We start from the raw sequence: 8,753 nt of genomic DNA, 5'->3' as shown, positions 1-8,753 counted from the left end.
GTCGCCGTCAACACCGCCCTCGTCCTCATCACCGCCCTCACCAGCGCCCTCTTCCTGCGCACCCCCACCACCAAGTAGGCGACGACCACCAGGGCGGGGAGGCGACTTCCAGGCCTCCCCGCCCCCGGCCAAGGACAACCGATGGACCTTCAGCTCAAGGGACGGGTCTACCTCGTCACCGGTGCCTCCTCCGGGATCGGCCTCGCCACCGCCCGCGTTCTCGCGGCGGAGGGGGCACAGGTGGTGGGCGTGGCCCGGAACACCGAGCCCCTGCACGACACCGACCCGGACATCGTCGCCCACCAGGGCGACCTCACCCGACCGCACACCGCGAACGAGGCGGTGCGCCGGACCCTCGACCTCTTCGGCCGCCTCGACGGCCTGGTCAACAACGCCGGAGCGCTGCGGTCGCGCACGAGCTTCCTGGCGGTCACCGACGCCGACTGGCACGAGACCTTCGAGCTGAACATCCACGCGGCGGTCCGCGTCACCCGGGCCGCGCTCCCGCACCTGATCGACAGCGGAAACGGCAGCCTGGTCCATGTGGCGAGCGAGGCGGCCCGCTACCCGGACCCCTCCATCGTCGACTACGCCGCGTCCAAGGCGACCTTGCTGTCGCTGTCCAAGTCCCTCGCCGCCGAGTACGGCGGTCAGGGCGTGCGGTCCAACATCGTCTCCCCGGGACCCACCCGCACCGCCCTGTTCGACGCTCCGGGGGGCTTCGCCGAGCAACTGGCGCAGCGCCTGCGGATGACACCCGACGAGGCGGTCGACCACTTCGTCCGCGAGGAACGCCGGCTGCCGAGCGGGCGCATCGGAACGCCGCAGGACGTCGCCACCGTCATCGCCTACCTGCTGTCGCCGCTCGCCTCCCAGATCACGGGAGCGGAATGGGCCGTCGACGGCGGCGCCCTGCGGCAGATCTGACCATGGCCGCCACCCCGACGGCGACGCCCCCGACGCGCGCGCAGGCCTTCGAGGCGGAGGCCCTGCCGTACCGCTCCGACCTCCTCGCCGCGGCCAGGCGCCTGGTCCGCTCGCCCGCCGACGCCGAAGACCTCCTGCAGGAGACCTACTTGAAGGCGTTCCGTTCCTTCCACCAGTACCGGCTCGGCACCAACATCCGTGCCTGGCTGTACCGGATCCTGATCACCACGTTCATCAACGACCACCGCCGCGGCCAGGCCCGGCCGCGCACCGCGGAGCTCTTCGACGAGGACCTGCACGCCCGCCCGGCGCAGTATCCGGCGTCCTGCCGGCTGGCGTCGGCGGAGGAGCAGTACCTGGCAGAGCTCGCGCATCCCGACATCGGCCGGGCGCTGCGGGCGCTCCCCCAGGAGTACGCGGCGGCGCTGCGCCTGGCGGACATCGAGGGTCTCTCCTACCAGGAGATCGCACAGATCCTCGGGGTCGCCACCGGCACGGTGGGTTCGCGGGTGCACCGCGGACGCCGCCGTATGCGGGAGCTGATCCCCCACATGGACCCCCGCCATACGAACGCCACCCCACCCACGCATGCGAAGGAGCCCATGACATGACCGGAATCGACAGGCGCAGCCTCCTCGGCCGCGGTGCCGCCGTCGCCGGAGGCGCGGCCGTGACCACCGGCCTGCTGGCCGCCAACGCCCGTGCGGCGACCGGAAAGACCGGCGCCGAGGCCGGGGCCGGAACGGCCGGCGCCGAGATCGGCAGCACGGTGACGCGCGGGGACTCCCGCTATCCCACCCTCATGACGGGCAACAACCAGCGGTTCGTCGCCACTCCGGACTACGTGAAGATGATCCGCTCCTCGACCGACGCCGAGCGGGCCCTGGCGAAGGCGGTGCAGGAGGGGAAGAGAATATCCGTGCGCAGCGGCGGTCACTGCTTCGCCGACTTCACCTCCAACCCGGAGGTCGAGGTGATCCTGGACTTCTCGGAGATGACCGAGGTCGGCTACGACCCTCGGATGCGCGCCTTCTTCGTCGAGCCCGGCGCACGGCTGCTCAACGTCTACGAGGCCCTGTTCAAGGGGTGGGGCGTCACGGTGCCGGGCGGCATCTGCTACAGCGTCGGGGCCGGCGGACACATCGCCGGCGGCGGGTACGGCCTGCTCTCCCGGGCCCACGGCCTCGTCGTCGACCATCTGTACGCCGTCGAGGTGGTGGTCGTCGACGCGGCCGGCCGGACCCGTACGGTCACCGCGGCCCGGGAGGCCGACGACCCGAACCGGGACCTGTGGTGGGCGCACACCGGAGGCGGCGGCGGCAACTTCGGGCTGGTCACCCGGTACTGGTTCCGCTCGCCCGACGCCCGGGGCAGCCGGCCGTCGGACCAGCTGGTGAAGGCGCCGGCGACGGTACTGGTCAGCGCCGTCGACATCCCCTGGGACGGCCTCGACGAGAAGTCGTTCAAGCGGCTGGTGAAGAACTTCGGTGCCTGGCACGAGACGCACAGCGCCCCGGACAGCCCGTACCGGCACCTCAGCAGCCTGTTCAACGTGTCCGCCAAGGCGCACGGCAGCCTGGGGATGTTCACCCAGATCGACGCCTCCGTACCCGGCGCACGCGACATGCTCGACTCGTACATGGCGGCGATCACCAGTGGCACCGGGGTCACCGTGCGCTCACTGGACCGCGGCAACGGCGAACTGCCGGCCATGCCGGGACTGCACCGGCCCAGGGAGCTCCCCTGGCTGCAGGCAACCAGGCTGGTCGGCACCGACAACCCGACGATCACCAACCCCACCTCGCGCGGCGGGCACAAGTCGGCCTACATGCGCCGGAACTTCACCGACGCACAGCTGACGGCGCTGTACACATACATGACGCGCCCCGACTTCACCAATCCCGACACCATGCTGGTGCTGTTCTCGTTCGGCGGCCAGGTCAACGCCGTGCCGGAGGACGCCACCGCCAACGCCCAGCGGGCCTCCGTCTTCAAGATGTGCTTCCAGACCTTCTGGAGCGACCCGGCCGAGGACGAGTTCTATCTGGGGTGGCTCCGGGGCCTCTACGGGGAATTCTTCGCGGCCAGCAACGGCGTACCGGAAATCAATGACGCGACGGACGGCTGCTACATCAACTATCCGGACCGCGACATGACCGATCCGCGCTACAACCGGTCCGGAACCCCGTGGACCACGCTGTACTACAAGGGGAACTATCCGCGGTTGCAGCAGGTGAAGCGCCGTTACGACCCCAGCAATGTGTTCCGGCACTCCATGTCCATTACTCCTGCCCGGAGTTGATTCCACGCCCGACCGATCCGACCCGGCCGGCCCTGCTCTGCGGAGCGGGGCCGGTTTTTTTGTGCGCTCGCGTGCAACTGGGAAATTGCTCGCGTTGACCCCGTGATACCGAAATGCGACTCTCTTTCCGTCAGCACATCGCCTCCCGGAAAAGGGAATTGACGGCGACTATGGATTGGACGGGGAGAAAGAAAATGCGAACTGTTTCCGTGGTCATAGGGACGAGGCCGGAGGCCATCAAGATGGCCCCCGTGATCAAGGCGCTGCAGGCGCATCCGGACCTCGACCCCGTGGTCATCTCGACCGGGCAGCACCGGCAGATGCTGGACGAGACCCTCGACGCCTTCGGTCTGGCGGCCGACATCGACCTGCAGGTGATGGCTCCGCAGCAGACGCTGTCCCAGGTGACGGCCCGGATCCTGAACGGCCTGGAGGACCGGCTCCCCGGCCTCGGCGCCGACGCCCTGCTCGTGCACGGCGACACGGCCACCACACTCGCCGGCGCCCTCGCCGGCTTCCACCACGGTGTGCCGGTCGTCCACGTCGAGGCGGGCCTGCGCAGCGGCGAACTGTCCTCGCCCTTCCCCGAGGAGGGCAACCGGCGCCTGGTCGGCCAGGTCTCCGCGCTCCACCTGGCGCCGACCCCGGCCAACCGCACCAACCTGCTGTGCGAGGGCATCCCCGACGAGACGATCGTCGTCACGGGCAACACCGTCATCGACGCCCTGCGCTGGGCCGGCGACCACGCCACCGAGTACGGCCATCCCGCCCTGCGGGACCTCGACGACGACCCCCGCCGTGTCGTGCTCGCCTCCGCCCACCGCCGCGACGCCTGGCCCCAACTCGCCGACATCGCCGCCGCGTTCCGCCGGATCGCCGACGAGCCCGGCACCCGCGTGGTGATCCCGCTGCACCGCAATCCCGCGGTGCGCCGGGCGATCCTGCCCGTCGTCGCGGGACACCCCGACATCACCGTCACCGACCCGCTGCCGTACCTGAGCTTCATGAAGCTGCTCAAGCGGGCCGACCTGATCGTCTCCGACAGCAGCGGCGCCCAGGAGGAGGGGCCGGCGCTCGGCAAGCCCACCCTGGTGCTCAGCGACGTCACCGAGCGCAGCGAAGCCGTCGTGGCCGGCACCGCCAAGCTGGTGGGCAAGACGACCGAGGGCATCGTCGCCGCCACCCTGGACCTGCTCCGCGACCCGATCGCCTACGACCGTATGGCCAGTGCCGCCAACCCCTACGGGGACGGCCGGGCCGCCCAGCGCACGGTCGACAGCGTCGCCTGCTTCCTCGGCCTCGGCGACCGGCCGGAGCAGTTCGTCCCCGAGACCCCCGTCGACCAGCTCGCCGCCGAGCTGGCCCGCACCGCCGACTACCGGCCGCACGAGCCCCAGCCGGCCTCCTGAGCACCGAGGACGAGGACTCCCGATGAGCCAGAACACCGTCCGTCCCCTGGACCTCGGCACCCCGCACATGCCGGCCCTACTGGTCGAGAACGTCGACCACTACCGGGTGCCCGGGCCCGCCGTCGTCATCAACCCCCACCCCGAGCCCGTCCACCTCGACGTCGCACCGCCGGTGACGATCCCGGCCCTGTCGTCCACGATCCTCACCGGCACGACGATCGTGAGCGCCCCGTCCGTCATCGTCGTAGCCGCCACGGACGCAACCGCAGCGGACGTGCTCCGCGCACCGGGCTGGCACCTCCTGGGCGACCTGCTGCCGGCCTTCCCGCGGGACACCCCGCTGTGGAAGGGCCCCCAGGGGGCGGCGGGTTCGGCCCGGCTGGACGCGCCCCACCTGCTCGGGGAGCGCCCCGACCGGCGGCCGGAGGAGACCTACGACATCAAGGTCAACCTCTGGTACGCGCCGGCCGGCACGGACTGCGCCATCCACAACGAACACGACTTCATCGAGATCCACACCCAGATCACGGGAGTGGGCCGGATGCAGAAGTTCCACTCCCGCGACCACAGCACCCTCTACCAGGACATCCCGATGGCACCCGGCTACACCACACCGCAGCCGTTCTGCGTCACCGCCCCGGACGGCGGCTACCGCTACCCCTGGCACCAGTACCGCGCGGACACCGACTGCGTCTGGCTCGCCGTCGAGTACCACCGCCCCGCCCGCTGACCCACCCGAGAGGACCCGCCATGACCGAGAACCACCTCACCACCCCGATCCCGCCGGCCTTCAGCGCCGAGGTCGTCGCCGAGCAACTGCGCGACGGCTACTGGCTGGAGGCCCCGGACATCGACCAGGACGGCCGGCCGGACCTGTTCGGCTACGGCCTGCGCCTCGGCGAGATCTACTGGTACCAGAACGACGAGCGGTGGACCCGCCGTCTGGTGGCCGACGGCATCAGGATGCCGGTGGGCGCCGACTTCGCCGACATCAGCGGCAACGGCCACCCGGACATCGTCGTCTGCTACGAGCTGTACGGCCCGATCGGCACCATCCACGACCCCGACCCGGCCGGCGGAAAGATCGACTGGCTGGAGAACCCGGGCAGTCCGGACAAGGACGAGTCCCGCTGGAAGCGGCACTACGTCGGCCGGGCCACCGGTATGCACCGGCTGCGCGTCGGGCACTTCACCCGCACCGACCGGCTCCAGATCGTCGGCGTGCCGATCGTCGCCCAGGCGGACGTCCACGCGGTGCTGCCCGTCGTGATCTTCACCCAGCCCGACGACGTCCACACCGCCGACGAGTGGCCGATGGAGACCATCGACGACAGCCACTTCCGCATGATCCACGGAGCCGAGAAGAAGGCCGGGCTGATACCGGGCTCGGACCTCGACTCGCTGCTCTTCGCCTCCGACGAGGGCGTCACCTGGCTGTACTTCGACGAGGCGACGGGCCAGTGGGTGCGCCGGCTCATCGGCACCGGCGAGGTCACCCAGTTCGAGCAGACCGGGTTCCGCGGCAGCGGGGACGTCAACGCCGGCCGCATCGGCGACGACCCGATGGCGTACGTCGCGGCCATCGAGCCCTTCCACGGCAACACCGTCGCCGTCTACACCAAGACGGGCACCGACGAGCAGGGCGCACCGGTCTGGGGACGCACCCTGCTGGACGTCTACGGCGACCCCAACGAGAGCGGCGAGGGGCCCGGACACCAGATCGTCTGCGCAGACTTCGACGGGGACGGCGAGGAGGAGTTCCTGGTGGCACTGCGCGGCCCGTGGCCGTGGCAGGGCGTCATGTACTACAAGGCCATCGACCTGGCCGCCGGCGTCTGGGCCAAGTGGCGGGTCGGCGAGGAGTCCGTCGCCCGGATCGCCACCGGCGACTTCAACGGCGACGGCCGCCTGGACTTCGCGACCATCGCCTACTCCGTGCAGAACTACTACGTGGCCAAGGACGCCAAGATCATGCTCTACCGGAACCGGATGCCGCACGGCGACGCCGAGTAGGCCGCCTCTCTCCCACTCCGCACACGCTGCCCCGGCTCGCCGTCACCGGGCGGGCCGGGGCAGCGCCGCCCTCCGAAGCAGAAAGCCGCCGTCATGTCCTCCGCCGTCGTACCGCCGGGGAACTCCCGGCACCAGTCCAGGCCGCCGAAACTGCCGTCGCTCACCGGGCTCAGGTTCTTCGCCGCGCTCCTGGTGTTCTTCTTCCACTCCTCGCTCTCCAACAGCCCCATCCCGCCGAACAAGCCGATCAACCCCTTCGTGGACAGCACACTGGCCCACCTGTACGAGAAGACGTTCGTCTCCACCGGCTACATGGGTGTGTCGTTCTTCTTCGTGCTCTCCGGTTTCGTCCTCGCCTGGTCCTCCCGGCCCGGTGAACGCATCACCGCCTTCTGGCGCCGCCGCATCACCAAGATCTTCCCCAACCACCTCGTCGTCGCCGCCGCGGTCGTGGTGCTGTTCGCCGGAGCCGCCATCACGGGCGTCTCCCAGTGGCTGCCGAACCTGCTGCTGATCCACACGTTCTTCCCGCAGGCATCGGTCAACCTCAGCCTCAATCCGCCCAGTTGGTCCCTCGGCAGCGAGCTGCTCTTCTATCTGCTGTTCCCGCTGCTGATCGTCCCGATCCGCAAGCTCCGCGGCGGCGCGCTGTGGGCCTGGGCGGCCGTCATGGTCGCCGGGACCGTCGCCGTCCAGCTCGTGTCGACCTACCTCGTCCCCGACACCCCCAAGTCGGCGATCACCCCGATCTCCGACCAGCAGTTCTGGTTCGGCTACCTCTTCCCGCCGGGCCGGCTCTTCGAGTTCGTGCTCGGCGCGCTCCTCGCCCGGATCGTGCTGGCCGGCCGCTGGCCCCGGCAGCTGGGCATCGCCGTCTCGCTGCTCCTGGTCGCCGCCGGCTACGGCGCCACCTACCTGGTGCCCTTCCAGTACACCTTCGTCACGGCCACGATCGTGCCCATCGGCATGCTGATCGCGGCGGTCGCCGACACCGACGCCCGCTCCCGCAGCACCTGGCTGAGCAGCCGCCCGATGGTCTGGCTCGGCGAAGTCTCCTTCGGCTTCTACCTCGTCCAGGGCGTCACCATCTTCTACCTGCGGACCCTGCTGGGCGGCGAGGCCTTCAGCACCCCGGTCGCCCTGCTCGTCATTGTGCTGTTCTTCGCGGCCTCCCTGCTCGCCGGATGGCTGCTGTACCGCTTCGTGGAGATGCCCGCCATGCGCCGCTTCGCCCGCAGCCGACGCTCCGCCCCCGCCACCGCGCCGGTGATCGTCCCGGCCCAGCGCGCCGTGTCCGCTCCGGCCGCAGAGAAGGCCACCAAGAAGGCCACCGAGAAGGAACTCACCTGAGAGGAGGGCACTGTGCCCGCCGTCACCACCGCCGAGGGAACCGAGGTCGACCACCGGATCACCGGCTCGGGACCCGGACTGCTGCTCGTCCACGGTTCCACCAGCGACTCCGCGTCCAACTTCGTCCTGCTGGAGCCCCATCTGGCCCAGCACCGCACCCTGATCCTGCCCGACTACGCCGGCAGCGGGCGCACCCCGCTCCCGGCCGGCGGCCGCCTCACCGTCGACACCCTCGCCGGTCAGATGGCCGCCGTGGTGGAGCAGCGGTCCGAGGGGCCGGTGGACGTCGCAGGGGCCTCCCTCGGAGCCGTCGTCGCGGCGGCGCTCGCCGCGGACCACCCCCATCTGGTCCGGCGCCTGATCCTGATCGTCGGCTGGGCCCGCAACGACGACCCGCGCCAGTCGCTGGCCCTGGGGCTGTGGCGCCACCTCGCCGAGACCGACGAGTGGGCCTATCAGCGGTACATCACGCTGCTGGCGCACTCCCCCGACTACCTGGCGGCCCTGGGCGAGGAGCGGCTGCACGCCCTCGCCGCCGCGCCCGTGGTCACCGACGGCGTCCGCAGCCAGCTCGACCTGGACCTCGTGGCCGACATCCGCGACCGCCTCCCGCGCATCCTCGCCCCGACCCTCGTGATCGGCGCGAGCCGGGACCAGGTCGTCCCGGTCGCCCACGCCCGGGAACTGCACGCCGGCATCGCCGGATCCCGCTACGCCGAACTCGACAGCGGGCACAACGTCCTGCTGGAGAA

8 protein-coding genes are annotated in these 8,753 nt (G+C 70.6%); all 8 read left to right on the top strand.

The window, feature by feature from the left end; translation table 11 throughout:
• Nucleotides 1-141 precede the first annotated feature (141 nt).
• On the top strand, nt 142-927 hold the full coding sequence (locus tag LE548_RS44635) for an SDR family NAD(P)-dependent oxidoreductase (protein ID WP_225102765.1): 786 nt from the start codon (nt 142-144) through the stop codon (nt 925-927).
• 2 nt (nt 928-929) lie between these two features.
• Nucleotides 930-1,538 (top strand): sigma-70 family RNA polymerase sigma factor, encoded by a 609-nt coding sequence (locus tag LE548_RS44630; protein ID WP_225102764.1) that lies wholly within the window; start codon nt 930-932, stop codon nt 1,536-1,538.
• On the top strand, nt 1,535-3,229 hold the full coding sequence (locus LE548_RS44625; protein WP_225102763.1) for a BBE domain-containing protein: 1,695 nt from the start codon (nt 1,535-1,537) through the stop codon (nt 3,227-3,229). Before LE548_RS44630 ends, LE548_RS44625 begins: the two co-directional genes overlap by 4 nt.
• Before the next feature lie 194 nt (nt 3,230-3,423).
• Entirely contained in the window at nt 3,424-4,638 is a 1,215-nt protein-coding gene (gene wecB, locus LE548_RS44620) for a non-hydrolyzing UDP-N-acetylglucosamine 2-epimerase (protein ID WP_225102762.1), read from the top strand.
• A gap of 22 nt (nt 4,639-4,660) precedes the next feature.
• Nucleotides 4,661-5,368, top strand: coding sequence for a hypothetical protein (locus LE548_RS44615; protein ID WP_225102761.1), 708 nt, complete (start codon nt 4,661-4,663; stop codon nt 5,366-5,368).
• A 20-nt stretch (nt 5,369-5,388) separates the two neighbouring features.
• Nucleotides 5,389-6,651: a VCBS repeat-containing protein gene (locus tag LE548_RS44610; protein WP_225102760.1), complete on the top strand. Its 1,263-nt coding sequence runs from the start codon at nt 5,389-5,391 to the stop codon at nt 6,649-6,651.
• Between the two features lie 93 nt (nt 6,652-6,744).
• Nucleotides 6,745-8,001, top strand: coding sequence for an acyltransferase (locus LE548_RS44605; RefSeq protein WP_225102759.1), 1,257 nt, complete (start codon nt 6,745-6,747; stop codon nt 7,999-8,001).
• A 12-nt stretch (nt 8,002-8,013) separates the two neighbouring features.
• Nucleotides 8,014-8,753: alpha/beta fold hydrolase (locus LE548_RS44600; RefSeq protein ID WP_225102758.1), on the top strand; the 740-nt coding region annotated here is incomplete at its 3' end.

This window comes from Streptomyces sp. CoH27, assembly GCF_020181035.1.
GTDB classification, from domain to species: domain Bacteria; phylum Actinomycetota; class Actinomycetes; order Streptomycetales; family Streptomycetaceae; genus Streptomyces; species Streptomyces camelliae.
The sequence above is the reverse complement of the archived record's forward strand: the minus strand, read 5'-3'. Positions and strand labels throughout refer to the sequence as shown.

Excerpts from the sequence above, each read along its gene's own strand:
- LE548_RS44635 (WP_225102765.1), top strand. The coding sequence starts at position 142 with ATGGACCTTCAGCTCAAGGGACGGGTCTACCTCGTCACCGGTGCCTCC.
- LE548_RS44630 (WP_225102764.1), top strand. The coding sequence starts at position 930 with ATGGCCGCCACCCCGACGGCGACGCCCCCGACGCGCGCGCAGGCCTTC.
- LE548_RS44625 (WP_225102763.1), top strand. The coding sequence starts at position 1,535 with ATGACCGGAATCGACAGGCGCAGCCTCCTCGGCCGCGGTGCCGCCGTC.
- wecB (WP_225102762.1), top strand. The coding sequence starts at position 3,424 with ATGCGAACTGTTTCCGTGGTCATAGGGACGAGGCCGGAGGCCATCAAG.
- LE548_RS44615 (WP_225102761.1), top strand. The coding sequence starts at position 4,661 with ATGAGCCAGAACACCGTCCGTCCCCTGGACCTCGGCACCCCGCACATG.
- LE548_RS44610 (WP_225102760.1), top strand. The coding sequence starts at position 5,389 with ATGACCGAGAACCACCTCACCACCCCGATCCCGCCGGCCTTCAGCGCC.
- LE548_RS44605 (WP_225102759.1), top strand. The coding sequence starts at position 6,745 with ATGTCCTCCGCCGTCGTACCGCCGGGGAACTCCCGGCACCAGTCCAGG.